This window comes from Pantanalinema rosaneae CENA516 (assembly GCF_050753385.1).
Lineage (GTDB): Bacteria > Cyanobacteriota > Cyanobacteriia > Leptolyngbyales > Leptolyngbyaceae > Pantanalinema > Pantanalinema rosaneae.
Genome location: NZ_JBLZFZ010000022.1, coordinates 76,991 through 103,142, shown reverse-complemented (window position 1 = coordinate 103,142; position 26,152 = coordinate 76,991). Strand labels below are relative to the sequence as shown.

Here is a 26,152-nt window from a genome sequence, read left to right as displayed (position 1 = left end):
AGATGTGTATAAGAGACAGGTTGGTGGAGGCATCAACCGAGGGGGGAGGTGAGGAAGACGTTGGGTGGGAGTCAGGCTCTAGAGCCACGGCATCATTCAACCCTGGAGTCGGAGATTCAGGGGTAGGGAAATGGTTTAAAGTTTCGGGAGGTGGGTCGATCGCAGCCGCTTCTGTAACGTCAGTCGTGGCGGCTGGAATCTCCGAGTCGATCTCATCCAGAGAAAGATCCAGGACGACAACATCTGCCAGGGTGTCATCCGCTGGCTCTGCCGGTAAAATTTCTTCTGGGGTTAATACCCGACGAATGGGCAGGTTGGCAATCAGCGCCGTAGCCCGTTGGGAACTTTCGAGGGAGAACTCCATGCCATCGTCATCTAGCTCCACGTAGCGAGACACCACTTCTAGAATCTCTTTTCGCATCGATTCCACCAGAGAAGCCGTCAGGTCAGCCCGATCGTGCGCCAGGACGATCTTCAGACGATTCTTCACTTGTTGGCGGCTAGTATCGCTCGATCGGAAAAATAAACGTTCTAGAAGTTCAATCAACATGGAGCATGGGGGAATGAAGGAGGCTAGAAAATCTTAGTAGAAAACATTTTGCGTAGACGGCTAAAGAAGCCTTCATTATTCGCAGATAAATCAGGGAACTCGATCGTTTCGCCTTCCAGTCTGCGGGCAATATGATCGAACGCCATTCCCGCCATTGAAGGCTCTTCGGATAACACCAGGGGTTCGCCACGGTTTGTAGACACGATCACCCGCTCATCATCCGGCACAATGCCAATTAATGGAATTGCCAGAATCTCCTGCACATCTTCCACCGACATCATGTCGTTTGCCTGCACCATTGCCGGACGCAAGCGATTGACAATCAGGTTAATTTTTTTAATATTGTTGGCTTCCAGTAACCCAATCACGCGATCGGCATCTCGAACCGCCGCAATTTCGGGTGTCGTCACAATCAGCGCTTCCTGAGCGGCAGAAATGGCATTTTGGAAGCCCATCTCAATGCCTGCCGGACAGTCTACCAGCACATAATTATAGGCTCGGGCTAACACGGTCACCAGCTTTTTCATCTGATCCGGTTTCACCGCATCTTTTGTCCGATTTTGAGCCGCCGGGAGCAGTGCTAAATTGGCATGGCGTTTATCTTTGACCAGGGCTTGTTCCAAACGACATTGCCCTGCCAGGACATCGACCGCCGTATACACCACTCGGTTTTCCAGACCCAGCAACAAATCCAGATTCCGGAGACCAAAATCGGCATCAATGACCACGACTTTACGACCGCGACGCGCTAAAGCCATGCCCAAATTAGCTGTAGTGGTGGTTTTGCCCACCCCTCCTTTTCCAGATGTAATAACAATAATGCGATTCATGAAGTCAGGAGATGGATCACTAAACGACTGACCGACTCTTGGAATGAGCGTTCCCTGTGCCTAATTCTAATTCTTATACTCCATATCCTTTCAGTTGAGACAGGAAAGAATATGGATCAAGGAACAAAGATTAAAAACCTATCAGAGTTTATTAAATATAAGTCTGAGTCTCTTTGTTAGCCTCGGCTGGCAAGTTGCGATCGATAGAAGTCGATCGCTCTGGCAATCCGAATATTGCCTTGTGCGGTGACATAGGCGACTTCCGGGAAATATTGTGCGGGGGGAGTTTCCGGTGCTCTTGCCACAAAATCGGCAATGCGGATCTGGGTCGGTTCCATTTGCAATGCCATGATTAAACAGCGAGCATTTCCTTTGGCTCCAGCATGGGCAATACCGCGTAGACGACCCCAAATCAGAATATCGCCATCTGCCACGATCGAACTCCCGGGATTCAAGTCACCCAGAATGATCACAGTGCCATTGTGGTGAATATCGCCGCCCGATCGCAGCGTGGTTTGTAGATATAACGGTTCGGCTAATGCCTGGGTGGCTTCGGGTGGAGCTTGGTTTAACTGGGCGACTTGGGACTGTTGTTCCACGGAATACCCGGCTGTAGCGGCTGCAACGGCTGTTTGACGACGACTGGTATACACCCGCTTCAGGCGGAGTTGGGCTTCACTCAGGGCATCGGCGATCGCTTGCAACTGCCTGCCGTCCAACAGTCGATCTCTAGCATGTAAATACACAACGGTATCGGGTTGCCAGAAGCGTTCTCCCGCATCCAAACGTTGCCGAATCTGTTGCCAAATATCTGTCCAACTCAGGGCGGTTGCTGGATTTTCGACCTCCGCGTCTCCGGCGGGTGGCAACATCAGCAGCAACTTGCCGCCTTCGCTCTTGAGGCGTACCTGCTGGTCGCGGTGGTGGTCACGCGATGGATCAGGTTCCCCGTCCGGCATATTGTCTACTGGAGCCAGAGGTACAGAGGACGAAGCAGCATCAGAAGTCATAAGCCAAATGTTTCAGGAACTATCTTCCTTGTGATTTTATGCTAGCCAGGGCAATTTGTGGAGTGAAGACTAATACAAATAGACTACCGTGAACTATCGACATCAACACCACCAGTGATTGCCTGCATCTAGGATAACTGTAAGTATCTGGCGATTATAACCGTGATCGTCAGAACTCAACGATCGCCCAAACACCCCAAACTAGCCTTATTATTCTCCTCACCTCCCCATCTCCCCATCTCCCCATCTCCCCATCTCCCGTGTCCTCCCTCCTCTACCCTCTCCTCCAAAACCAACCCATCCCTGATGCGATCTGGCAACAACTAGCCGCCCAAGTGTTGAGCGATCGCGATCGTGCCAGCGCCTTGGGGATCCATGCGGAGAATGTGATAGAGCAGGTACGGCAACGGGCAGAGTTGCTGCAAGCGGTTTACCCAGCCTTTAGCGAATTCAGTCGGCGGTTAGGCGGTCAGCCGGAGGATTACCTGGATACGCTCTGGAACCTATGGCTACCCCTGGGATTGGATCTGGCAACGCAACGGCAACGGGTACAGCGTCCCTTAGTGCAGGGAATTTTAGGGGGGCAGGGAACCGGGAAGACGACTTTGGGAGCGGTGTTGACCTTAATCTTGCAACAGTTGGGCTATACCACCCTGAGTTTGTCGCTGGATGATCTATACAAAACCTATCGCGATCGCCAACAACTGCAACTCCAAGAGCCACGATTAATTTGGCGGGGCCCACCGGGAACCCATGATGTTGAGTTGGGGATACAGGTCTTAGATCAACTTCGTCAACCTGTACCTGGACAACCAATCTTAATTCCCCGATTTGATAAATCGCTGCATCAAGGGGCAGGCGATCGCATCGCGCCAGAAGCCGTGAGGGATGTAGATATCATTTTGTTTGAAGGGTGGTTTGTGAGAGTGCGACCGATCGCTCCAGAGTTATTTGAGACAGCGCCACCGCCGATTATGACGGAGGACGATCGCGCCTTTGCCCGTGATATGAATATCAACCTACATGCCTACTTACCTCTGTGGGAACGGTTAGACCGCTTCATGGTACTGTTGCCGATCGATTATCGACTGAGTAAACAATGGCGACAGCAGGCAGAACAACAGATGATTGCCAGTGGCAGATCCGGCATGACTGAGGCGGAAATTGACGCGTTTGTCGATTACTTCTGGCGAGCGCTCCATCCAGAATTATTTATCCCGCCTTTACTCCAGCAGGCTGACCTGGTGATTGAGGTTCAACCGGATCATTCTCCCAGCGCCGTGTATGGAAGAAAAGTTGAATGACACCTGAAGTCACTAAAATTGAAATGCCTTGATCGGCGATCGCTGATGTTAAGGTGTACCGAATGTCTACGGGGGGTAAACAGACTGTGAACGTCGTGGAACTCTTAGTCAGAGGTGGAGTAACGATTATTCCGTTGTTGCTCCTATCCCTACTGTCGCTCTCAATTATCTTTGAGCGTTTATGGTTCTGGTTTGGCGTGTTTAACAAAGAACGAGAAACTGTAAATCGGGTGCTGGATACGGCTCGGCATGATTGGCAGGCGGCAGCGGAAGTTGCGAGACGCGCCTATGATCAACCGATCGGACGCATGTTATATAGTCCTTTGCAACTGAAGAACTCTGATCCGGAATTATTTCGGTTAGCCCTGGAAGCTAGAGCCGATGACGAGTTAGCTGCCATGCGACGGGGAGACAAGATTCTGGAAGCGGTGATTGCCCTGGCTCCCTTGTTGGGCTTGTTGGGAACCGTAATTGGGTTAATTATTTCGCTGGGATCGATCGATATTGGCAGAATTGCTACCGAATCGACTCGGGGGGTGACAACTGGGATTGGTGAAGCGCTGATTAGTACGGCAACTGGGCTCATTGTGGCAATTTTCACCCTTGCCTTTTACCGCTTGTTTCAAGCCTTTTTGTTTAACCAGATCAAGATTTTCCGCAAAGCGGGTAACGATCTAGAACTGCTGTATCGCCAACATTGGCTGCATGAACGCCAACTGCTTGATCAGGATCATCAGTTGCCGAAGCCAGAATCGGATTATTTAGAACCGCCAGACCTGCGATCGGACAGTTTCGTTGACAAACCTGAGGAGTAGGACGGCTTTTGTCATGAAAATTCATCTTGATACTCCGGCAGAGGATGTGCAAATTCAAATTGTGCCGTTGATCGATATCATCTTCTGTATCCTCACCTTCTTCATTTTGGCGGCGTTGCAGTTGACGCGACAGCCTGCGATCCAGGTTGATCTGCCCAAAGCCAGTACCGGCACGACCCAGACCCGCAACACCTTACTGGTAACGATCGACCAGGCAGGACGCACGTTTATTGATAAACAACCGATCGATCGCGGTCAACTGGCTCAAGTTGTACAGACCTATTTGCAGGAGAACCCGGAGGGTATTCTGGTGCTGAATGCGTCGCAAATGGCGTTTTACAATGATGTGGTGCAGGTGTTAGATACGCTGCGATCGGTGGGCGGCGATCGGGTGGCTCTGGCAACCACTACATCATCGACGGTGACTCCCTCCCCAACCCCAGGTAGCTCGATCTTCAATCCCTTAAATCCGTTTGGAAATGGGACTTCGACCTCCCCCCTCAATCCGGAGCAACCCTATCAATTTCCTCTACCGACTAATCCGGATGCTGGGGGCAGTAGTCCGGCTGTGCCAACGGCTCCGGCTGATTCTGAGCCGTAATTCAAACTCAGTTTCAGAAAACGCGATCGCCGTAACTGTATGTAACGATAGCCTCCAATTGTCGGACGCAAACGCTGGTTTTCGTTTACGTTGGAGGCAATTATACAGTGGCTTATAGGAGCTTTCTCCGTGAAAGACCGAGACTATACCTTGATTATCGATCGTAGTGGCAGTATGTCTACTCCCGATCAAGCTGGAGGCAGAACTCGTTGGATCGCTGCCCAGGAATCAACGTTGGCACTTGCCCGAAAATGTGAACAATTTGATCCCGATGGCATTACCGTATATGTGTTTGCAGGTCGCTTCAAGCGCTACGACGATGTGACCTCTAGCAAAGTTGAACAAATCTTTATGGAAAACGATCCCAATGGCACCACCAATTTGGCTAGTGTCTTGCAGGATGCCATCAACCATTATTTCCAACGGAAGGCGGCAGGTAAGACTAAGCCTGCGGGTGAAACGATTCTAGTGATTACCGATGGCGAACCCGACGATCGTCGAGCTGTGATGGAAGTGATTATTGCCGCGACTCGCCAGATGGAGCGAGATGAAGAACTAGCGATTTCCTTCATCCAGGTGGGTAATGATGCGGCGGCGACGAAGTTCTTAACTGCCCTGGATGACCAACTGGAAGGCGTAGGAGCCAAGTTTGACATTTGTGACACGGTGACAATTCAAGACATGGAAGATATGAGTCTGACGGATGTGTTGCTGAATGCGATCGCAGATTAGGTGGGGAGATGGGGAGATCTTCTGCTTACCTGACCTCTTTACTTCCTCATTTCCTCACTTCTTCACTCTCTTTACTTCCTCATCCTCCTCACCTTCCCCATGCTCCTCACCCTCCCAACTCTTCCTCTAACCGTAAATTTAACTAACTAAGAGAGTTTTTCGTCATGCAAAACCGGGACTACACCTTAATCATTGATAAGAGCGGTAGCATGTCTACGCCGGATCAGCCTGGGAATAAGAGCCGCTGGTTTACCGCCCAGGAATCGACGTTGGCAGTAGCTCGTAAATGTGAACAATTTGATCCCGATGGGATTACGGTGTATGTGTTTTCGGGACGGTTTAAGCGCTACGACAACGTTACTGCCAGTAAGGTCGAACAGGTGTTTATGGAAAATGATCCATCTGGTACGACTAATCTGGCAGGGGTGTTGCAAGATGCTGTAACCCAATACTTTCAACGTAAAGCGGCGGGACAAACTAAACCAGAAGGGGAAACGATTCTGGTGATTACAGATGGCGAACCCGACGATCGCAAAGCCGTGATGGAAGTGATTATTGATGCCACTCGTCGGATGGAACGGGATGAGGAACTGGCAATTTCCTTTATCCAGGTCGGTAATGATGCCAGCGCTACCAAATTCCTTAAAGCGTTGGATGACCAGTTGCAAGGAGTGGGTGCCCAGTTTGATATCTGCGACACGATTACAATTGAAGATATGGGAGACCTGAGCTTGAGCGAAGTGCTGCTCAATGCCATCAGTGATTAAGCTATGGATCCGCTCGATCGACTCTTGTCTGATTTGGAAGGCAAACCACCCCAGGCGATACCATCCTCACCACCACCGGCTGTGGTTCCCCCCGGTAATTCTCCTCCGGCGGCTTCGGGGTCGGTCGATGATCTGTTAGCCCAACTGGAACCGAAGTCTAATCATCATACCGATTCAACCCCTCGCTCCCCATCTTCCCGCCCTGCCTCATCTTCCCCATCCGCTCTGCCGCCGTTGCCTTCCCCCACCCAACCGCCTGCCCACATTGCCCGATCGCAGCCTGCCCCACCTCTGCAACCAAAACCGCTTCCTCTAGAACCGATCGAGCGATCGTCTACCGATCCGTTGTTAGCTCAACTAAAAGCGGACTATGCCGAACGCGATCGACTTGAGGCGCAGCAACGGCAGCAGCAACAACGGGAAGCTCAACGGCAGCAGGAACAGTTAACTCGGCAACGGCGGGCGGCATTGGCGGAGCAAGCCAAGCAGTGGTTAGCACAACTGGCTCCCAATTCCGATGAGTGGTTGTGGTTTGAGGAGTTTTCCCAACGGTATCCCTCTAAACTGGAAGCCGCGATCGATTATCTGGATGCAGTTTATCGTCAGAGTTAAGGCGATCGCTTTTTACCAACTATATGTAGACTGTAAGGGCAGGTTTTGCCTGACTATCTACTATATATAGTTATCTGTCCTGTCTATCCCTATGGTTAAGATCATTCACCGCACTTCTCTAGGTATGCAGCCGGTTTACGACATCGGTGTTGCCTCAGATGACCACAACTTCCTACTGGCAAATGGATTAATTGCCTCTAATTGTTTTAATAAATCCCACTCGACCGCCTACGGGTATGTTACCTATCAGACCGCCTACCTGAAGGCGAACTATCCCGTCGAATACATGGCAGCGCTGCTAACTGCCAATAGTGGCGATCAGGATAAGGTGCAACGCTACATTAGTACCTGTCTGGCAATGGGCATTGAAGTGGAACCGCCGGACATTAACCGATCGCGGATTGACTTCACCTCGATGGGCAATAGCATTTTGTTTGGCTTGTCCGCTGTGCGGAATGTGGGCATGGGGGCGATCGAGGCGATTCTAGCTACACGGGAGGCGGCGGGATCATTTAAGTCGTTGGCGGATTTATGCGATCGGGTGGACTCGCGTACCGTCAACCGGCGAGCCTTGGAAGCGTTGATTCACTGTGGAGCGTTTGATCAATTAGAACCCAACCGCAACCAATTGATTCACGATCTGGAATTAGTGTTGGATTGGGCACAATCTCGGGCTAAAGATCGGGCAACAGGGCAGGGGAATTTGTTCGATTTATTCATGGATCCGACGGCAAGCACAGCAACTCCCAGCTTTGAGTCTGCGCCTAAAGCCCCCCCTGTGCCTGACTTCCCCCAGCAAGAAAAGCTGCGGTTGGAAAAGGAGATGTTGGGCTTTTATATTTCCGACCATCCCCTCAAACCGTTACGAGAATCGGCACGCATTCTGGCTCCAATCAATCTCGGTGATCTAGAGCAGTACAGTGAAGATGCGACGATTAGTGCGATCGTGCTTGTCACCAGCCTCAAACCCGTCACCACCAAAAAAGGCGATCGCATGGCGATCGTGCAGATCGAAGATTTGACAGGTTCTGTAGAAGCGATCGTGTTTCCCAAAAGCTACGAACGGGTTAAGGATACCCTGCAAGCCGATGCCCGGTTGATGCTGTGGGGCAAGGTCGATCGGCGGGATGATCAGGTGCAATTCATTATTGATGATGCCGAACCGATCGAAGAAATTCGCATGGTGATGGTGGAACTGGAACCCAAAGTTGCTGGCGATATCCAGAAACGGCAGCACTTGAAGGAAGTATTACTCAGTCAACAGGGGGAGAGGGACAAAGCGAAAGTGCCAGTGGTGGCGATCGTCAGTGCCCACGAAAAACGCCATTTCGTCCGGTTTGGGGCGCAGTTTCGGGTACAGGATGACCAGGCTGCCGCCAATGCGTTGTTAAAAGCTGGCTTTCAAGCCCGAGTTTCCTCTTTAGTGGGGACAAATTAAGCTTAGATGGATCAGGTATAGATCGACAGCATTCAACGAGCGCATGAAAATTTTGGTGACTGGGGTGGCTGGTTTCATTGGGTTTCACCTGGCGAACCGCCTGTTACGAGATGGCTTTCAGGTTTACGGCATTGATAATTTAAATCCGTATTACGAGGTCAGCTTGAAGCAAGCCCGGTTAGCCCAACTGCAACCACAGGCTGAATTTACCTTTCAAGCGTTAGATTTAAGCGATCGCGCGGGTATTGCCCAACTATTTCAAACCCATGCCTTTGATTATGTCGTGAATCTAGCGGCACAGGCAGGTGTGCGGTATTCGCTAGAAAATCCCTGGGCGTATGTGGATAGCAACATTGCTGGTTTTATCAATGTGCTGGAAGGATGTCGTCAGACCCAGGTAAAACATCTGGTGTTTGCGTCTTCTAGCTCCATTTATGGGGCAAATCCCAAAGTCCCATTTGCCGTCAGTGATCAGGTCGATCACCCGATTTCGCTATATGCGGCTACCAAGAAAGCCAATGAATTGATGGCGCATACCTACAGTCATCTCTACCAGTTGCCGACCACTGGATTACGTTTTTTTACGGTCTATGGGCCCTGGGGACGACCGGATATGGCGTATTTCAAGTTTGTTAAGGCGATCGTCGAAGGTAAGCCGATCGACATTTATAACTACGGCAAAATGAAACGGGACTTTACCTATGTGGATGATGTGATTGAAGGGATTGTGCGGGTGTTATCCCATGTGCCTGCTGCCAACTCCAGTCCGGATCTGCCAACGGCGGCTCCCTACAAGCTGTATAACATTGGCAACCACAGTCCGGTGGAATTGATGGAGTTCATCACCGTGATCGAACAGATCTTAGGCAAGACGGCCGAGAAGCGCTTACTGCCGATGCAACCGGGAGATGTGCCAGCTACCTACGCCGATGTGGATGATTTGATGCGGGAAGTGGGCTTTAAACCCAGTACCCCGATCGAAGTCGGCATTCAACGCTTTGTCGATTGGTATTGCCAGTATTATCAGGTGACAATTTGAGGCGATCGCTCAATTTAGCAACCAATGCGTCCACCCTGGCTGAGAACGATGGCATAAAACCGGGCTAATTCCGGTTGCCGGAAATGCTGGAAATCCTGAGTGGGCAAAGCATCGTTGGCAATGGACTTGGGCATAAGTGGTCGTACAACGGTGGATCGGCGACGCTGGAGTGACCAAGACGGCTGATCAGCGATCGATGGAGCCGCAGGAATCACGGCATTGGAGAACTGAGAAGGGGTAAACACGGCAAAACTCCTAGACTCTAGCTAAGTAATCTACTTAAACCCTACCGACTTACCGGATTAAATTCCGATACGTTGAGTATGCCACAAATTTGCGGATTTGTTGCCGGAAAACAACTGTTTGTCGATAGAGATTGTGGGTTTAATTAGAAGAATTGATTAAGCTGGTTCCCGGGTGAGTGAGGAAGCTGTCCGGTAGTGCCTGGGGCTGCCCGATCGTTGTGTTCTGCAACAACATGGTGAATGCTCCGGCTCCCAATCCTTGCTGGGGAAACATGCGGTAGCAAGGCAGGGTAGTGAGCTGGGATTGATAATCGGTTAAATGGGGGACTGTTACCGCCTGGAATTGGGGAAATCGTTCCAGAAACCACTCTGCAACCTGTTCATTTTCCTCGGGCGAGTAGGCGCAGGTCATATAGGCTAAGTAGCCCTGGGGCGCGACTACCTGGGCAGAGTTGGCGAGAATGCGTTTCTGCCGATTGGCATTGTTGTTAATCGTGACCGGATGAAAGCAACCGGGCGCTTTTCCCCCTTTGGCGATTAACGATTGTCCAGTACAGGGGGCATCGACTAAGACAAGGGATGCCGTTTGGGGAATTTCGGCTGCCAGGATTTTAGAATCACAGCGAGTCACTAAAGTAGGCTGAATCCGACAGCGTTTGAGATTACTGATTAATGCCGCCGATCGCTTCCCAATCACTTCATTACTAATCAATAGCTGGGGTTGCAGAGCCGTCCAGGCAAAAATACTTTTCCCACCCGGAGAGGCACACATATCGACGATCGCCGTCCGTTGCAACTGAGAAATGGCTAACAGGACGGAAACCGCAAATACAGAGGAGAAATCCAGACAATAAAAGGCTCCCTGGTCATGTAAAGGATGTTGTCCTGGCTTTTGTCCGAGGGTCAGACGATCGATAAACTCAGGTTGCCAGGATAGGGGAGACTCTAGCTGAAATGGTGGGGTTTCTGGCTTCTCCTGACACCATAAAATACAGGGATTAAACGGTTTTGGAGCAACCAAACTATGAATGAATTGATCACAGTCTACCGAGTTGGTAAATAGTCGTTGACCTAGTTTCGTTAATAACCGAGAGGGTTGTTCCATAACTAGAAAACAAATTATCAATTAAGCCGTTAAGGGATTTTGGGTTCGCTGTTTGGCATGTTCAATCAACATTTGAGCGCTAGCCATAGCGGTTAGCCCAGCTACATTAATCGATGCGATCGCGACCTGGCGACGGTTTAGATCATATAAATAAGTCTTGTCGTAATAATCCAAAACGATCGCGATCGCGGCGGCTAAATCGCCCTGACGAATCGCGGCAACCGCTTGTTGAGTGCGTTCGTGCCCTAATCGTTTGTTTAAGCGTTCCGTTGCCAGAATTAATTGATCGGGATCAGATGCCCCGTATCCGTTCAGCAATAATTTAATCCGTTCAGAGCGCGATCGCTCAATCTGAAAAATCGGGGCAGCAAGCATCTGGTGAAACAGTTCGTTGGGAATCCGGCAGGTTCCTACCATCCGACCTTCAGCTTCGATCCAAATTGGACGAGCGGGATCAAAGTTTGCCCAGGCGATCGCGAGCAAATTTTCAAAATGTTCGGTAGAGGGTTGGGGCGGCAGACCTAATGCCCCGTAACTACTACCCCGATGGTTTGCCAGCGCTTCCAGATCGAGAATTTGCTCACCCTGAGCGGCTAGAACTGCCAGAATTTCGGTTTTGCCCGTTCCAGTCATGCCGCCAAGCGTCCAGATTGGACGAGGGATTGCCAGGGTATCGCGCACCCATTGCCGAAAGCCTTTGTAGCCCCGATCGAGCAGTGTCACCTGAAACCCTGCCGTTTCCAGTAACCATGCCATGCTGCCACTCCGCATCCCACCGCGCCAGCAGTGAATTCGCAATTGGCGATCGGGAGCCAGGTGTTTGGCTTGTCGCACAAAGGTTGCCAGCTTCGGGCCAACCAGATCTAGACCCAGTTCGATCGCGGCTTCCCGCCCCTGCTGCTTATAACAGGTGCCTACCTTTGCCCGCTCGTCATTGTCAAATAAGGGAAAACTGGTGGCTCCAGGGATATGACCTTGCTGATACTCGGCGGGACTGCGGACATCCAAGATTAATCCTGAGGTCTGCAAAAAATCAGATGTGGCTAGACTGACGGACATGCGTTCCTACTTGCGAGCCTGGTTGACTAGGATCTAATAGACTCAGGCTCACGACTTTGAGTGTGATCAAATGCTGCTACCAACAAGGGGATCTGTCCCCAATTTCAGATCTACGAATCTCTTGAACAATTGGGGACAACATGGCGGTAATGACGGCGGAGAATTAGGGGATCAGTTGTAAGCGATCGCTACTGACTGCTGCCGCCAGGGTGTGTAACATGTCCGTGGTGGTCGCAAAATCCACACAACCATCGGTAATGCTTTGTCCGTAGGTCAGTTGGCTCAGATCCTTGGGAATGCGTTGATTGCCAGCGACCAAATGACTTTCAATCATCACGCCCATAATATGGGGTGAACCTTCCGCAATCTGTTTGGCAATATTTTGCAAAACCACAGGTTGTTGGCGATAGTCCTTACCAGAGTTGTCGTGGCTGCAATCGACCATGACGCGAGAATTTAATTCATGTTGATTCAGTTCAACGACCGCTTTTTCAATATAGGCGGCTGTGAAATTCGCTCCCTGTTTGCCTCCCCGCAGAACTAAATGACCATCTGGATTTCCGGTCGTAGTGACAATACTGGCAAGCCCGTGGGCATTAATCCCTAAAAAGCGGTGAGGATGGCTGGCGGACAACATGGCATTAATCGCAATGCCAAAGCTGCCATCGGTGCCATTTTTGAAGCCAACCGGCATGGATAACCCGGATGCCATTTCGCGGTGAGTTTGGCTTTCGGTGGTGCGTGCCCCGATCGCCGTCCACGATACTACGTCAGCGATGTACTGAGGAATAATGGGGTCAAGCAATTCCGTGGCGGCAGGTAATCCCATGTGAGCCAGATCCAGCAGCAATTCACGGGCGCGGCGCAGTCCCGTATTAATGTCGTAGCTGCCATCTAAGTGGGGATCATTGATTAATCCTTTCCAGCCCGTGGTGGTTCGAGGTTTCTCAAAATAAACCCGCATGACGATCTCAAGCTGATCTGCCAGTTCGGAGCGTAACCGCGCTAGTTTCTCTCCATACTCATGCGCTGCCCCCACATCATGAATGGAACAAGGTCCAACAATCACTAACACTCGACGATCTTGCCCTTGCAGAATTTGGCGGATGCGATCGCGGGTGGCAGCGACCAGATCCGAGGCGGCATCGGTCATGGGTAGCTCACTGTGAATAAACGCCGGACTCAGTAAGGGGCGGGTTTCAACAACATGGAGATCAGAGGTCTTGTGCATACGGTTTCAGATGGAGGACTGGACAGGTGACGTTCCCACAGTAAATGGCAAAAAGTCTGCCCCTTGCAATTTTAGCTGGAAGCGATTTTGTTCGCATTCCTCTATCACTATTTACCCATGCTGGTCGGCTAATGCCACCGATCTTTTATCGCTGATGGCAGTATTCTAGAATCGATCGCGTCGGACTCTAGCAGCAGGAACACCCTAATGAAGCGAGTGGTCATTGTCGGTGCGGGTCCCAGTGGTGTATTACTGGCACATTACCTGCTGCGGCAGGGAGAACAATATCAGGTGGCGTTATACGATCGTCGCCCTGATCCCCGGCAGACAGACTTTTCTACGGCAAGAACCTTTCCGATCTCGCTCAACGATCGCGGGATGGATGCCTTAAAGCCAATCCCCAGTGTGGCAGCAGAGATTGATGCAGTGAGTGTGAAAATGGTCGGGACGGTGTTTCACCAGACGAATGGAAAACGCCGGGAAACCAAGCGGAAGCAGCCATTAATTACCCTCGATCGCACTCGTTTAGTGATTGTGTTATTGGAACAGTTAGCGCAATTACAACCCGATCCCCGCCTGACGATCCGGTTTAACTGTCAGTGTACTGAGTTAGATCTAGCCGCTAAAGTCGCTACCTTTCAAACTGTTCATACCGAGTCGCCTGAGACCTTTACGGTCGAGTATGACTTATTAATTGGGGCAGATGGGGCGAATTCCACGGTACGAGAACAACTGGTTGCCGCCCATCAGGTTGAAGTGGAACAGAAGTACGTCCCAAATGCCTATAAATCGATCGTCTTGCCGCCACCCGATCCTAAATTAGGCATTGAGTTGGAACCAAACAAAATTCAGACCTGGCGCACATCAGATGGCACATTAGTCATGTTGTTGTCTCAACGAGATAGTTCGCTCAGTGGAGTGATTCTATTTCCCTATCATCGCAATCCCCTGAGCGATCGCACCACTCCAGAAGCCTTGCTTGAATTCTTTCAACAGCGGTTTGCCGAAGTGGGACAGATGATGTCTGTTGATGATGCAGCAATGATTTTGGAACATCCGGTTGCCCGAGTTCTAACCATCCGATGCAACCGTTATCACTATGGTGACAGTGTGTTAATTATTGGCGATGCGGCTCATGCGGTATCCCCAGCGTTGGGGCAAGGGTGCAATTCGGCGTTGGAAGATGTGGTGATTCTGGATAATTTGCTACGAGAATATGGTGATGATTCGGGACAGGCGATCGCCCAATTTACGGAACGGCGACTGACCGATGCCCATGCCTTAACGGAAATCAGTGATTATGCCTTTCCAACTACAACGCGGTTATTTATTGAGTTTATTTTGCGAGAACAATTGGCAAAGGTGTTGCACCCATTATTTCCGAAAATTTTCCCTCCACCCCTGGCGGAATTAGTGTTTGATAGCACTGTTCCCTACTCACAAATCCTCAACTCCTACAAAGACTGGATTGCCCGAGTCAAGCGATCGAATGAACAGTTCTTTAGTCAATCGTAGGTAGTTAATTCTGGCGATCGAGTCTAACGAATCCCGACCTCTTCTAATTTCTTAGAGTGATCAACTGAATTGACCACATTCGCACTTGTGAGATCAAGGGGATCTGCCTTACCCAGTTCTGGCGCTACGGTTTGGAGATGCTGTTCTAGAAGGGCTAAGTTACGAATATTAGACTTAAAAAAGGCATCAAATAGGTCGCCAATTAACGGGACAGTTCCGACAACGGCTTCTAAACCAATATTAAAAATCATCCAGGCTAGAACGCTGGTTGGCAACTTAAATCGAGCCGCTAAGAAAATTAAGTAAGTTGAGAAACCGGCACTAATTAAATCCCCAGCCCCCGGAACTAAACTAATAATCGGGTCTAGCCCAATCCGAAACTTGGTACCCGGAATCCGAATGGCTGCGTCCATGAACCGACTCAGCCTGCGAATGCGATTGAGAGTAGCTAATCGTTCAACAGTATTCATAATGGAATATTGTCAGAAATCTGATTCGGAATCCTGTACCTGAAGGAAGGAAAAAGTTCCTTCCTAATACAGACGTTTTTCTAGTGACTGAGCTTTATATTAGGAAACTCCAGAATCAAAGGTTTTTCAAAGATTTGGAGTAGGAGCCAATTTTTATGGCAAAGAAGAAAAAAGGGAAGAAAAAGCGGTCTAAAAAGCAGAAACAAAACTCTGGTCAGATGAATATTTTGGGAACTGAAGCGGGTCAGTTAGGCACTGCTTTAGTGGGAGCGGCAGTTGGAGAAATTGTTCAGGCGGCGATCGCCAAAATTGCTGAATCTGCTCAAACTGATGGCAGGTTAGATAACTTGGGTGATTCGGTCAAACAGGCGGTCGCTACAGTGAAACACGCTCTGGCTGATGGTAAGCCTTCGGTGCAGGGGACAGTGGATGCGGTGAAGGAAGTAGCTGAAGAGTTACAGCCTGCCGTGGCTCAAGTCTTTAATGGGATGACGGATCGCGTTGATGAGGCAAAAGACGCTGTAGAACAAGTGACAGCAAACACGATCGATACGGCGAAACAGACAGTCCAGCACAATCCAGTTCAAGGAGTAGTTGAGGAGTTACAACCAGTGATGACGAACGTGATTGATGTCATCAGCGATCGTGCCACTGATACCAAAGAAGCTGTCGAATCAACGTCTGTAGACACGATCGACGTTGCCAGGAAAGCCTTGAAAAAAGCGAAGCTCGGTAAGAAAAAGCATAAGAAGTCTTAATCATGCTCGACTCCCATCCTTCCCTAATTATGACGTTAGTTGTAGGGTTACTAATCGCCTTTGCCCTGCAACTGCTGCTGGCGAATCTAGGCATTGCGACTGGCATCACTTTATTAAGTGCGGCATCCTCCGATCGTGCCAATCAGGATGATGATCCGAATAAAACCGAGTCTGGTCGTCCAATTGGGTTGGTTCTGGGTGGTGCTACGTTGCTCAGCGTGAATCTAGCGTTATTTGTCGCCTGTTTCTTGGCAGTCAAGCTGAGTATGGCGACGAGTGCTTGGCTGGGAGCAGTATTAGGGGTCGTGATTTGGTCAGCTTACCTGTTGTTATTGGGTTGGTTAGGGGTATCTGCGATCGGGTTTCTACTCGGTTCGGTGGGAGAAGTGATTGGCTTAGGCTGGCAGGGGCTCAAGACGATGACTCAGTTTGTGGTTGGGCGACAACCCGATGCGATCGAGGAACGCTTACAGCAACAAATTACGGCTGAACTGGCGATGATTCGAGAGACGCAACAGGCTTTGAATGCTGCGAATCTGGAGAGTTTACAGACGTTGTTGCAACCTGCCTTAGCTGCCGGACAAGTGGCTCAACCAGCGCCATCTAATTTGGATACGGATATCCTGAATTTCCTCAAATCTGCCCAGGCGAATGAATTAACATTGGAGGAACTCGATCGACGATTACAGCGTTTAGAACAACCCCAGAATCCTGAGCCATCTAAATCATGGGCGATCGATGTCAAGCCACTGCTACAGGCAGTGCGTAGTCGGATTGATTTGTCTGATCTGGATGTGCAACGAGTGATCGATTATTTGCGGGTTTTCCCCGATCAGATTGGTGAAACATGGGAAAAAATTAGTGCATTCGTGCTACCAACCAGCACTATTCAGGATGATGTCGAAGAGTTTTTACTGAATGCAGATTTAACCCAGCTCAGTCGTAAAACAATTAAATCGGAGTTTAGAGCCGTCATTTATGATGTCGATGCGAATCCCCATTTGATCCACCAACAATTATCTCAACTCACCTCTGATCAGTTGACGACCATCCTGGAACAACGCCAGGATTTATCGGCTCGGAAGATCGCTAAAATCGTCGATCGCTTAGAGGCAGTCCGGCAAGAAGTGTTAGCGGCTGTCACTCACACGATCGCCCAGGCTCGCTTCCAGCAAATGAATCAGCCGATCCTGGATTATCTTAGAACAACCACGATCACAGCGCTAAAGCCAAAGCTGATTTACAAGCAGTTCCGGCGTAGTTTAGAGCAATCTGGTACGACGATTCGGGAGTGGACACCGCAATTACAATCCCTCGATCGTGATTGTTTACGTCAGCCCTTGTTAGAACGGGAAGACCTGGATCAAGCCATAGTCGCATCCCTACTCGACCAACTGGAAACTAGCCGCGATCGGTTGATCAGCGAAATTCAGGATTTGCAAATCCAGGTGCAAGCTCAGGCGGAAACCCTCTGGCAGGACTGGTCAGATTACTTCAAGCACAGTTCGGAAAAGCTCAATACTCGTAATATCAAGCGGCAATTAAAAACATCGCTGAAAACTGCGAAAGTAGACCCTAACCTGCTGAAGCCCTATTTACCGGACTACGATCGCGAAGCAATGCAGCAGTGGCTCAGCGATCGGGGTGATTTGACAGAACAGCAAATTCACCGAGTTTGCGATCGAGCAGAAAAGGTGTGGCAGTCTATATTTGAGCCAGCAGAATCATCATCTCAGTGGTCGATCGCCAACCTGACTGAGCAGGTGACTCAGGCTCTCACCCATTATCTGCAACAGACCTTACAACAGAGTGAACTAGCGGCATTAGATGTGAATGCTATTCAACAGGATTTTCTGAAGGTCTTGCAGTCCCTCTCGGTTCCGGCAGGGGTTTCTTCCTTGATTACGTTGGTTGATTGGCAACAGGTGATTCATCACCTCATACAGCAGCATAGTCTGCCAGCCACCAGTGTTACCGCCTTAATACGTCCACTTCAGCAGGCTGTTTATACAATTAGCAAACCACCGCGACGCTGGGCTGTCAGAGCGGCAGCCACCTTACCAGAGACCGCCGTAGATACAGTGCGGCAATTGGGAACTGAACTACCAGAAGCGGTGATGCAGCCGGTCATCCAAAAGTTTGATCAAACCCGATCGCAACTAATTCAGCAAGTAGAACAGTTGCAACAGCAGGCACAGCAACGAGTGGAAGCACTGAAGCTGCAAGCCCGACAGCAAATGGCAGTAGCCCGGAAAACGGCGGTAACGGCGACCTGGTGGTTATTTGGTACGGCGGTAACTTCGTTGATTACCTCCGCGATCGCCGGATTTCTAGCTGTCACGCAATTTATACCAATGCTGGTGCATTAGCGGCTTGCCGGACGCGATCAACAAAGTTTTGTAATCGTTGATAGTGTGTACCTTGCCAATAGATCTGACTACAGGTTTGACATTGGGAAAATTCGTCGTAATACTGTTGGGTCAGAGGTTCCAGTTGCGACTGAATCGTGGCTTTATCCACCAGGTTTAATTCCCCACTACAGCGTAAACAACGGGTCATGGGAGCGATCGCATCAAATAGCTCAAACCGTTGCAGTACCTCAACCACCTGACTATAGACTTCATGGTGTCGCACCAGATAGCCACGGGTGACAATCCGGCGTTTGAGTAATCCGCGATCCTGGGTTAACAAGATGCGATCCTCTTGGCTAGAAATCTCAGCGAGGAGGGGATCATCTGCCTGATTGTGATACCAGGTATCAAATCCCAACAACCGCAGGGAGGTAGCCAGTTTGCCTAAATGGACATCCGCCACAAACCGCAATGGATGGGAGAACGTGGGTCGAACTCGTGTCACCGTGGACACATCTAAGGCGGTAAAGGCGGGATACACACTAATGCGATCGTTCGCTTGCACTAAATAATCAAAATCAATCGATTCGCCATTGACGAGAATCAAATCCACTTCTGGGTGGGGCACACCTAAGGATTCGATCGCGTCTTTAATGGAGCCAGCGTCTTTGAATTGATAAACAATAGTGGTTTGTCGTCTATCTGGGGACAGAAAATCTTTTAGGGAGCCATAAAACCGGAAATAAGCTTGGTTCATGGTGAATCAACGACTATAGAGTTTGGTGAGATGTAATAGTCTCTGGCTTAAGGTCTCAGTCAGGAGATTAGCATGTTGATAGCGCCAGCGCCAGTTTCCGGCATATTGGCTGGGGTCATTCATCCGGGCTTGACCATCTAATCCTAAAATATCTTGCAATGGGATGATTGCCAGGTTAGCAACGGATGCTAAAGCAGTACGAATTAACACCCAGTTAATCTCCTGAATCTGGTCTGCCTGGTCGTAGCCTAAGTAATGGGCGAGAAATTGCCGCTCGGCTACACTGGCGGTTGCCCACCACCCGATCGCCGTATCGTTGTCATGGGTTCCCGAATACACGACAGAATTCCTGGGGTAATGGTGCGGCAAATGAATGCTGCTGGCATCCTCGCTAAAGGCAAACATGAGGATTCGCATACCAGGGAACTCAAACCGATCGCGGAGGGCTTCCACTTCCGGCGTAATAATCCCCAAATCCTCTGCCAGAATTGGTAGGCTACCGAGGGTATTCCCTAGGGTGGTAAAAAACTCTTCACCCGGCGCTTTCACCCATTCGCCATTAATCGCTGTCGTTTCCCCCGCCGGAACTTGCCAATAGGCTTCAAACCCCCGAAAATGATCGACTCGCACCAAATCGACATATTGTAGAGTCGCTTTAAATCGTTTAATCCACCAATCAAAATTGGTTGCCTGCGATCGTTCCCAGGCATAGACAGGATTACCCCAAAGTTGACCCGTGGCACTAAAGTAATCGGGTGGCACACCGGCGATATAGGCAGGTTCTAAGGTTTGGGGATCGAGTTTAAATAAATCGGGATTTGCCCAAACATCGGCGCTATTGTGACAAACGTAAATAGAGACATCGCCAATAATTTTGATGTTTTTCTGATTGGCATAAGCCCGTAAATTCGACCATTGTTGAAAGAATTTAAATTGTAAAAATTGCTGGAACTGGATTTGCTCCCGTAACGCGATCGTTTGCGCCTGTAAAGCAGCAGGTTCCCGCCGCGCGATCGCGGGTTCCCAGTGATTCCAGCTTTCGCCAGCATTAGCTTCCAGCAGTGCCATAAATAACACAAAGTCATCTAGCCACCAGGCTTGTTCCTGACAAAACTGCTCAAATTGAGTTTGCTGTTCACCCGTTAAAAAAGAGGTTTGAAAGCGTTTAAAGGCAACGTGTAAAAGTTGATATTTGTAAGGAATTACGCGATCGAATTCTACGCGATCAGGATTGCTATTCAGTAAGGGAGAGAATTCCTCTGGTTGAATGAATCCTTCTTCTATCAGTTGTTCCAGGCTAATTAATAATGGATTGCCCGCAAAGGCACTGAAATTCATCGTGTAGGGCGAGTGTTCGTACCCGGTTGGGCCCAAGGGTAACACCTGCCAGGCGGTTTGACCACTACGGGTTAAAAAGTCAACAAATTGATAAGCGGTCTGACCCAAATCCCCGATACCACCCGTACCCGGTAATGAGGTTGGATGTAATAGCACTCCACTAGCACGTTGAAAACTCATAGGCATGAATGAATTTAGTTTTGTTTACATGAAAAGGTTGGCGATCGTTCTTTAGAATAACCGCCAACACCCCATACTCAACCGTAGAAAATTGAACTTAGCAATGCTTAAGCTGATGCCAAATTGTAAACTCCCCAATCTTGAATCCCCCGTTGACTTAATACGTCAGCCGCTCGATGAATGTCGTCGTCATTGCCTTCGATCATGACCAAGTCGTTACCGTTCTGTAAGCGATCGCTGTAGGTCGAGGCGTTGCTTTCTGGAATCCCCATGTCTTTCAAGGTATTGACCAGATTCGCGGTTGCCGCTGCACTCACCCCTGTACTCGCTGCACTCGCTACCATAGCGGTTGCGACACTACCAGCCGTGAGAATTGGTCCAATTCCGGGTAATGCTAGAGCCGTCAGTCCAACTAAGACGGTGCCCCAGGCACTATGCGCCAGTGTATCTTTTACGACCCCGGTTGGGACTTTCGCGTTCTCTTCCCCAATCCGATCGGTGACTGTTGCCCCACCCACGTCCGTTTGCTGCCCGTCGCTGTGCTTGGCAACGATCGACACCTGTGTCATGGGAAACCCAGAATTTTTTAAGTCAACCAGGGCTTGTTCTGAAGCCGTCCGGGTGGAAAAGACTCCCATCGCCCGTTTATGGTGACTAACTTGTTGACTGACAACCATGCTATCTCCTTGCGCTACCTGCACCGATGCTGAACCGAGAGCAATGTGTGTCGATCGAGATTCAACAGCTTTAGTATGAGCAAACCTTGACTGAATGTACTTCTCCCTAAGTAGGAATTTAGTGCCTATTCAGTCCTGCCCAAAGACAGAGCTGATTGCGATTAAGTCATGTATATAAGCTATGCAGATGCAAGGACTCTTACCTGCGTTGGATGGTAAGTCAGCAGATTTCCGCTATTTTGTTAGCGGAACAAAATCTCGCGTGGGTAGGATTGATTTTGAAAGACGATTCCCTCTGGTTTAAGAACGCCATTATCTACGAAGTTCCGGTACGTGCCTTTGCCGATAGTAACGGAGATGGCATTGGTGACTTCCGTGGCTTAACTGAAAAACTAGACTATTTGCAAGAGTTAGGGGTAACGGCAATCTGGATTTTGCCGTTCTTTCCGTCGCCTTTGCGGGATGATGGCTATGATATTGCCGACTACACGAATGTCAATCCGATCTATGGCACTCTAGAAGACTTTAAGGATTTGCTAGAGGCGGCCCACCAGCGAGATATTCGGGTAATTATTGAATTAATTGTTAATCACACTTCTGATCAGCATCCCTGGTTTCAACGGGCGCGTCGTGCTCCTAAAGGCAGTTCGGAGCGGGATTTCTATGTCTGGAGTGATACGCCAGAAAAATATCAGGAAGCCCGCATTATTTTTCAGGATTTTGAGTCATCTAACTGGTCATGGGATCCGATCGCGAAAGCCTATTACTGGCATCGCTTCTATTCCCACCAACCGGATTTGAATTATGACAACCCGGCGGTGCAGCAGGCGGTGTTTGGGGTATTAGATTTCTGGCTGAGTATGGGCGTTGATGGGCTACGCATGGATGCTGTGCCCTATTTATACGAACGGGAAGGGACAAACTGCGAAAACTTACCCGAAACCCATGATTTCCTTAAGCAACTGCGGCAGCATGTCGATACTTATTTTCCGAATCGTATGTTACTGGCGGAGGCAAATCAGTGGCCCGAGGATGCAGCAGCTTATTATGGGGATGGCGATGAGTGTCACATGAATTTCCATTTTCCGTTAATGCCTCGGTTATTTATGGCATTACGAATGGAAGATAACTTCCCAATTATGGATATCTTGCAACAGACTCCCGAAATTCCAGATAACTGTCAGTGGGGGCTGTTTTTGCGGAACCACGATGAATTGACGCTGGAAATGGTGACGGATGAAGATCGGGATTACATGTACCGGGTCTATGCCCAAGATCCAGAGATGCGATTGAACTTGGGTATTCGGCGGCGATTAGCCCCATTGTTAGGGAACGATCGTCGTCAAATTGAATTACTCAATAGTTTACTGTTATCCCTACCAGGAACTCCCGTCTTGTACTACGGTGATGAAATTGGCATGGGCGATAACATTTACGTTGGCGATCGTAATGGGGTGCGAACTCCGATGCAGTGGAGTGCCGATCGGAATGCTGGCTTTAGTCGGGCGAATCCCCATCGCTTGTATTTACCGTTAATTGTGGAATCGGAATATCACTATGCCACGGTGAATGTGGAAGCACAACGAGCTAATCCCAACTCGTTGCTGAATGCGATGAAGCGGCTGATCGCGACTCGGAAACGGTTTCAAGCCTTGGGTGAAGGGGACTTTCAGCTCCTGCACCCCGCGAATCGGCGGGTATTAGCCTTTACTCGTACCTTTGACGATGAGCCAATCCTGGTTGTTGCCAACCTGTCGCGGTTTGTGCAGACCGTTGAACTGGATCTGACGGTGTTTCAAGGACGGATTCCCGTGGAGATTTTCGGACGCACCGAATTCCCGGAAATTAAAGGATCATCCTACTTCCTGAGTCTCAGTCCCTATGCCTTTTATTGGTTTACACTCAAGCCCCAACCCAGTTCGCTGCAAGTTCAACCCCAGGCTGATCTACCGACGTTAGTCGTGACTGGACACTGGCAAACGATCGTCACTCAAGCAAACTTAAGGGGTCAGCTAGAATCGCTGTTACCTAACTACCTATCACATTATCAGTGGTTTGGGGGCAGAGTGCGATCGATTCGGAGCACACAAATCACCCACACGATCGCAATGCCTTACCAGAATCAGCAAGCCTGCTTGCTACATCTCCAGGTGGATTACATGGATGGTGATCCCAAAACCTATTTGCTGGGTTTGGGGTATGCCGAGGGTGAGCAGGCACTGCGATTATTAAGTGATCAGCCGCAAGCGATAATTGCGCGATTACAAACCTCCGATCGCACTGTAGTTGCAGTGTTATTTGATGCTCTGGTTGATCAGTCATTTGCCATTACTTTGCTAGAGGCAATTGCCTATAACCACGCCTATACAGGGGCAACGGGAAAACTGGTTGCGACTGCCACTCCTTTATTTGATTTACTGAGTCAGCGTAATCTCCAACTGGATACCACGCTCTTAAAAGGCGAACATAGTAACACTTCAATTTTGTATAGTGATGCAACAACCACGGGGGCAACGCCGCAACTAATTCTCAAACTGTTCCGTAAAGTAGAAGCGGGTATTAACCCCGATTTGGAAATGCGACGCTTCTTAGATCGCCATCGGTTTGAGCCTATTCCCTCAATCGCGGGTTGGTTGGAATATCAACAGGTAGAATCGGGGGAAACTGTGACGATCGGGATGCTTCAGGAATATATTCCAGATGCCTGGAACACCTGGGATTACACCCTGGATCAATTACGGAATTACTTTGAACAGGTCGCGGTTCTGGATATTGCTGAAGTACCGCTACCGACGGAACCACTATTGCGATTACAGGTAGAGGATATCCCCTCTCTCGCCCGCGAAACGATCAGTTCCTATTTGGCGAATGTGCAACTGTTAGGACAACGTACCGCCGAATTGCATTTAGTGCTGGCATCCGATTCCGATCATCCCGACTTTGCCCCCGAACCGTTTACCTCGTTGTACCAGCGATCGATCTATCAATATGCCCGTAACCTGATTGGACGTGTCTTTCCAGTATTGAAGGATCGCCTGCATACCTTACCCGATGCGGCTCAACCCCTGGCGAAAACGGTTCTAGAGCATCAACAGAATTATTTAGATCAGTTTCGCTTGATTCTGGAGCAAAAGATTACTGCCTTGCGAACTCGTTATCATGGGGATTATCATTTGGGTCAGGTATTATATACCGGCAAAGATTTCATTATTATTGATTTTGAAGGTGAAACAACGCGTAATTTGAGTGAACGACGAATTAAGCGATCGCCCTTACGAGATGTAGCTGAAATGTTGCAATCGTTCCACTATGCCGCCAATTACGCGTTACGCAGTGAGGTGGAGAGTGGCATGATTCATGCGGAACAATATGCCCGGATGCAATCATGGGTGCAATTCTGGGAGTATTGGGTCAGCGCTGCCTTCTTCAGTACTTATCTAACTGTGGCGAGTCAAGATAATTTTCTGCCCAAGACCCATCAGGAACTGCAAGCGTTGCTAGATAACTATCTGCTAGAGAAAGCGGTCTATGATCTGGGCTATGAACTAAACCATCATTCCGATCGGGTAGAAATTGCTCTGCGTCGCATTCTTCAGCTTCAGCCATTAACGGCTGGAATCGTTTAAGCGTGTTCCAGGCAGAAGCTTAATCGCCGTTGTTGGATACTTTGGGGGGGAAGTAGGGCGGCCGTTCCCTGTTGACAAGCCGTTTCTAAATTGGCAGGCATGGTTGTAGCGGGTTCCATCACCAGGACATAATGATCCTGCCACCCCCCATAGCTTTGAAAGACCCAAACAAACGGAAAATCGGTCGGATCAAAGCGCATTATCAATGCAGAGTACGATCGATGGTGTCGAATGCCACACTCACCAACGGCTAAATCAGAACTGTAGTAAAACTCTTGCAAGTTTGAGGCTGGGGCTGGCGTATACTGCACTTGAATTTCTCGTCCGTCAGCGGTAAAAGCGTTAGGAAAACGAGTTTTGCCAGCCCGACCAATGATTTTACTGAACTCTAAAAACGCAGGTTCAATCCAACAATCTGGCAGGAGAATTTCGTCCCCAGCTTCAATCGCGATCGCGGCATGTTGTTTTAACAGAAATGGTATGGTTCGAGTGGATTGATTATGGAATTGATAGAGAATACTCGCTTCCGGTCGTTTAGGGTCTAGTTGAATAATTTTTTCTACACAAACAGGGATATTTTGACATTGATACTGAAGTTTAATACTGAAGGTCGTTGTGGCAATGACTTGCCATCTTTGTGACCATAATTCACCATGATCAACTAAGTGATAACCCTGAAATTCTCCGGCAATATCATTAGGGAAAACCTCATCCCAGCCTCCCGTCCAATATTGATCAAAGCTAGTTCCAATCGGGAGCGATCGTGTGTTTGCCGGGTTATAGCCTGAGGGATGCCAAAGCCATTCCCGTCCAGTTTTTAAATCTTGAAGTTGATCAATGCGTCCCCCTAAATCAGGTCGAATCGTTAGCTTAATTTCTTCGTTTTCCAGGATAAAGATTTTTTCTGAGCGCTCAATAATCCCGAGTACCATGCGTTAATCTAAGCCTAAAATTTCATACCTGGGTAGTAGAATACGCTATCAAAAAGCAAAAAACTCTACTCCCTAAGTGATATTTTTGTGTTGAGATTGTACTGAGTTTAGTTAACTTCGACACGTAACGAAACCAAAATGGGCAAAATTAGTTAGCCTGATGAAGGTTGACATGAGTTGTGCAGGATTTAGGTGTGTGGAAATAAATGG

24 protein-coding genes are annotated in these 26,152 nt (G+C 49.3%); 12 read left to right on the top strand and 12 right to left on the bottom strand.

Annotated elements, in window-relative coordinates; genetic code table 11:
- The 3 genes from minE to minC all read right to left on the bottom strand — a co-directional run.
- Positions 1 to 550, bottom strand: a 550-nt coding sequence (gene minE, locus ACN4EK_RS14785) for a cell division topological specificity factor MinE (protein ID WP_431658735.1), incomplete at its 3' end; no start/stop codon positions are given.
- Positions 551 to 573: 23 nt separating this feature from the next.
- Positions 574 to 1,380 (bottom strand): septum site-determining protein MinD, encoded by an 807-nt coding sequence (minD, locus tag ACN4EK_RS14780; protein WP_431658734.1) that lies wholly within the window; start codon positions 1,378 to 1,380, stop codon positions 574 to 576.
- A gap of 176 nt (positions 1,381 to 1,556) precedes the next feature.
- The gene (minC, locus tag ACN4EK_RS14775) at positions 1,557 to 2,390 is read right to left on the bottom strand and encodes a septum site-determining protein MinC (RefSeq protein ID WP_431658733.1); all 834 of its coding nucleotides are present in this window, start codon (positions 2,388 to 2,390) and stop codon (positions 1,557 to 1,559) included.
- 260 nt (positions 2,391 to 2,650) lie between these two features.
- Between minC and ACN4EK_RS14770 the strand changes: the two genes are divergently transcribed.
- The 8 genes from ACN4EK_RS14770 (at position 2,651) to ACN4EK_RS14735 (ending at position 9,698) form a co-directional block, all read left to right on the top strand.
- Positions 2,651 to 3,694, top strand: a complete 1,044-nt coding sequence (locus tag ACN4EK_RS14770; RefSeq protein WP_431658732.1) for a glycerate kinase — start codon at positions 2,651 to 2,653, stop codon at positions 3,692 to 3,694.
- A gap of 86 nt (positions 3,695 to 3,780) precedes the next feature.
- Positions 3,781 to 4,509, top strand: coding sequence for a MotA/TolQ/ExbB proton channel family protein (locus ACN4EK_RS14765; RefSeq protein ID WP_431658731.1), 729 nt, complete (start codon positions 3,781 to 3,783; stop codon positions 4,507 to 4,509).
- 13 nt (positions 4,510 to 4,522) lie between these two features.
- Complete coding sequence (locus ACN4EK_RS14760; RefSeq protein WP_431658729.1) at positions 4,523 to 5,110, top strand: ExbD/TolR family protein; 588 nt, start codon at positions 4,523 to 4,525, stop codon at positions 5,108 to 5,110.
- Positions 5,111 to 5,239: 129 nt separating this feature from the next.
- The gene (locus tag ACN4EK_RS14755) at positions 5,240 to 5,842 is read left to right on the top strand and encodes a vWA domain-containing protein (protein ID WP_431658728.1); all 603 of its coding nucleotides are present in this window, start codon (positions 5,240 to 5,242) and stop codon (positions 5,840 to 5,842) included.
- 164 nt (positions 5,843 to 6,006) lie between these two features.
- Positions 6,007 to 6,609 (top strand): vWA domain-containing protein, encoded by a 603-nt coding sequence (locus ACN4EK_RS14750; protein WP_431658727.1) that lies wholly within the window; start codon positions 6,007 to 6,009, stop codon positions 6,607 to 6,609.
- Positions 6,610 to 6,612: 3 nt separating this feature from the next.
- On the top strand, positions 6,613 to 7,221 hold the full coding sequence (locus ACN4EK_RS14745) for a salt stress protein, Slr1339 family (RefSeq protein ID WP_431658726.1): 609 nt from the start codon (positions 6,613 to 6,615) through the stop codon (positions 7,219 to 7,221).
- 91 nt (positions 7,222 to 7,312) lie between these two features.
- Complete coding sequence (locus ACN4EK_RS14740) at positions 7,313 to 8,659, top strand: helix-hairpin-helix domain-containing protein (protein WP_431658725.1); 1,347 nt, start codon at positions 7,313 to 7,315, stop codon at positions 8,657 to 8,659.
- 43 nt (positions 8,660 to 8,702) lie between these two features.
- A complete protein-coding gene (locus ACN4EK_RS14735; protein WP_431658724.1) occupies positions 8,703 to 9,698 on the top strand; it encodes an NAD-dependent epimerase in 996 nt (331 codons plus the stop codon).
- A 14-nt stretch (positions 9,699 to 9,712) separates the two neighbouring features.
- On the opposite strand, the gene ACN4EK_RS14730 is transcribed toward ACN4EK_RS14735, so the two are convergent.
- From ACN4EK_RS14730 to ACN4EK_RS14715, 4 genes are all read right to left on the bottom strand, one after another.
- Complete coding sequence (locus ACN4EK_RS14730) at positions 9,713 to 9,943, bottom strand: hypothetical protein (protein ID WP_431658722.1); 231 nt, start codon at positions 9,941 to 9,943, stop codon at positions 9,713 to 9,715.
- 139 nt (positions 9,944 to 10,082) lie between these two features.
- A complete protein-coding gene (locus ACN4EK_RS14725) occupies positions 10,083 to 11,048 on the bottom strand; it encodes an RsmB/NOP family class I SAM-dependent RNA methyltransferase (protein ID WP_431658721.1) in 966 nt (321 codons plus the stop codon).
- Positions 11,049 to 11,069: 21 nt separating this feature from the next.
- Entirely contained in the window at positions 11,070 to 12,107 is a 1,038-nt protein-coding gene (gene mnmH / locus ACN4EK_RS14720) for a tRNA 2-selenouridine(34) synthase MnmH (RefSeq protein ID WP_431658720.1), read from the bottom strand.
- Positions 12,108 to 12,270: 163 nt separating this feature from the next.
- Positions 12,271 to 13,338, bottom strand: a complete 1,068-nt coding sequence (locus ACN4EK_RS14715) for a 3-deoxy-7-phosphoheptulonate synthase (RefSeq protein ID WP_431658719.1) — start codon at positions 13,336 to 13,338, stop codon at positions 12,271 to 12,273.
- Positions 13,339 to 13,545: 207 nt separating this feature from the next.
- Here ACN4EK_RS14715 and ACN4EK_RS14710 point away from each other — a divergent pair, with 207 nt between their 5' ends.
- On the top strand, positions 13,546 to 14,853 hold the full coding sequence (locus ACN4EK_RS14710) for an FAD-dependent oxidoreductase (protein ID WP_431658718.1): 1,308 nt from the start codon (positions 13,546 to 13,548) through the stop codon (positions 14,851 to 14,853).
- Between the two features lie 23 nt (positions 14,854 to 14,876).
- Here ACN4EK_RS14710 and ACN4EK_RS14705 read toward each other — a convergent pair whose 3' ends face one another.
- The gene (locus ACN4EK_RS14705; protein ID WP_431658717.1) at positions 14,877 to 15,323 is read right to left on the bottom strand and encodes a DUF4112 domain-containing protein; all 447 of its coding nucleotides are present in this window, start codon (positions 15,321 to 15,323) and stop codon (positions 14,877 to 14,879) included.
- A 155-nt stretch (positions 15,324 to 15,478) separates the two neighbouring features.
- On the opposite strand from ACN4EK_RS14705, the gene ACN4EK_RS14700 reads away from it, so the two are divergent.
- Both ACN4EK_RS14700 and ACN4EK_RS14695 read left to right on the top strand, forming a co-directional pair.
- Positions 15,479 to 16,081, top strand: coding sequence for a hypothetical protein (locus tag ACN4EK_RS14700; protein ID WP_431658716.1), 603 nt, complete (start codon positions 15,479 to 15,481; stop codon positions 16,079 to 16,081).
- A 29-nt stretch (positions 16,082 to 16,110) separates the two neighbouring features.
- A complete protein-coding gene (locus ACN4EK_RS14695) occupies positions 16,111 to 18,450 on the top strand; it encodes a hypothetical protein (RefSeq protein ID WP_431658715.1) in 2,340 nt (779 codons plus the stop codon).
- Here ACN4EK_RS14695 and ACN4EK_RS14690 read toward each other — a convergent pair.
- From ACN4EK_RS14690 to ACN4EK_RS14680, 3 genes are all read right to left on the bottom strand, one after another.
- On the bottom strand, positions 18,428 to 19,189 hold the full coding sequence (locus ACN4EK_RS14690) for a Mut7-C RNAse domain-containing protein (RefSeq protein WP_431658714.1): 762 nt from the start codon (positions 19,187 to 19,189) through the stop codon (positions 18,428 to 18,430). The genes ACN4EK_RS14695 and ACN4EK_RS14690 overlap by 23 nt on opposite strands.
- A gap of 6 nt (positions 19,190 to 19,195) precedes the next feature.
- Entirely contained in the window at positions 19,196 to 20,707 is a 1,512-nt protein-coding gene (gene malQ / locus ACN4EK_RS14685; RefSeq protein WP_431658712.1) for a 4-alpha-glucanotransferase, read from the bottom strand.
- Between the two features lie 107 nt (positions 20,708 to 20,814).
- Complete coding sequence (locus ACN4EK_RS14680) at positions 20,815 to 21,384, bottom strand: signal transduction histidine kinase (STHK), LytS (protein ID WP_431658711.1); 570 nt, start codon at positions 21,382 to 21,384, stop codon at positions 20,815 to 20,817.
- A 212-nt stretch (positions 21,385 to 21,596) separates the two neighbouring features.
- Here ACN4EK_RS14680 and treS point away from each other — a divergent pair, with 212 nt between their 5' ends.
- On the top strand, positions 21,597 to 25,010 hold the full coding sequence (treS, locus tag ACN4EK_RS14675; protein ID WP_431658710.1) for a maltose alpha-D-glucosyltransferase: 3,414 nt from the start codon (positions 21,597 to 21,599) through the stop codon (positions 25,008 to 25,010).
- On the opposite strand, the gene ACN4EK_RS14670 is transcribed toward treS, so the two are convergent.
- A complete protein-coding gene (locus ACN4EK_RS14670; protein ID WP_431658709.1) occupies positions 25,007 to 25,942 on the bottom strand; it encodes a hypothetical protein in 936 nt (311 codons plus the stop codon). The genes treS and ACN4EK_RS14670 overlap by 4 nt on opposite strands.
- Positions 25,943 to 26,152: the final 210 nt, after the last annotated feature.

Excerpts from the sequence above, each read along its gene's own strand:
- minD (WP_431658734.1), bottom strand. The coding sequence starts at position 1,380 with ATGAATCGCATTATTGTTATTACATCTGGAAAAGGAGGGGTGGGCAAA.
- minC (WP_431658733.1), bottom strand. The coding sequence starts at position 2,390 with ATGACTTCTGATGCTGCTTCGTCCTCTGTACCTCTGGCTCCAGTAGAC.
- ACN4EK_RS14760 (WP_431658729.1), top strand. The coding sequence starts at position 4,523 with ATGAAAATTCATCTTGATACTCCGGCAGAGGATGTGCAAATTCAAATT.
- ACN4EK_RS14750 (WP_431658727.1), top strand. The coding sequence starts at position 6,007 with ATGCAAAACCGGGACTACACCTTAATCATTGATAAGAGCGGTAGCATG.
- ACN4EK_RS14745 (WP_431658726.1), top strand. The coding sequence starts at position 6,613 with ATGGATCCGCTCGATCGACTCTTGTCTGATTTGGAAGGCAAACCACCC.
- ACN4EK_RS14740 (WP_431658725.1), top strand. The coding sequence starts at position 7,313 with ATGGTTAAGATCATTCACCGCACTTCTCTAGGTATGCAGCCGGTTTAC.
- ACN4EK_RS14735 (WP_431658724.1), top strand. The coding sequence starts at position 8,703 with ATGAAAATTTTGGTGACTGGGGTGGCTGGTTTCATTGGGTTTCACCTG.
- ACN4EK_RS14725 (WP_431658721.1), bottom strand. The coding sequence starts at position 11,048 with ATGGAACAACCCTCTCGGTTATTAACGAAACTAGGTCAACGACTATTT.
- mnmH (WP_431658720.1), bottom strand. The coding sequence starts at position 12,107 with ATGTCCGTCAGTCTAGCCACATCTGATTTTTTGCAGACCTCAGGATTA.
- ACN4EK_RS14715 (WP_431658719.1), bottom strand. The coding sequence starts at position 13,338 with ATGCACAAGACCTCTGATCTCCATGTTGTTGAAACCCGCCCCTTACTG.
- ACN4EK_RS14710 (WP_431658718.1), top strand. The coding sequence starts at position 13,546 with ATGAAGCGAGTGGTCATTGTCGGTGCGGGTCCCAGTGGTGTATTACTG.
- ACN4EK_RS14705 (WP_431658717.1), bottom strand. The coding sequence starts at position 15,323 with ATGAATACTGTTGAACGATTAGCTACTCTCAATCGCATTCGCAGGCTG.
- ACN4EK_RS14700 (WP_431658716.1), top strand. The coding sequence starts at position 15,479 with ATGGCAAAGAAGAAAAAAGGGAAGAAAAAGCGGTCTAAAAAGCAGAAA.
- ACN4EK_RS14695 (WP_431658715.1), top strand. The coding sequence starts at position 16,111 with ATGACGTTAGTTGTAGGGTTACTAATCGCCTTTGCCCTGCAACTGCTG.
- ACN4EK_RS14690 (WP_431658714.1), bottom strand. The coding sequence starts at position 19,189 with ATGAACCAAGCTTATTTCCGGTTTTATGGCTCCCTAAAAGATTTTCTG.
- malQ (WP_431658712.1), bottom strand. The coding sequence starts at position 20,707 with ATGAGTTTTCAACGTGCTAGTGGAGTGCTATTACATCCAACCTCATTA.
- ACN4EK_RS14680 (WP_431658711.1), bottom strand. The coding sequence starts at position 21,384 with ATGGTTGTCAGTCAACAAGTTAGTCACCATAAACGGGCGATGGGAGTC.
- treS (WP_431658710.1), top strand. The coding sequence starts at position 21,597 with ATGGTAAGTCAGCAGATTTCCGCTATTTTGTTAGCGGAACAAAATCTC.
- ACN4EK_RS14670 (WP_431658709.1), bottom strand. The coding sequence starts at position 25,942 with ATGGTACTCGGGATTATTGAGCGCTCAGAAAAAATCTTTATCCTGGAA.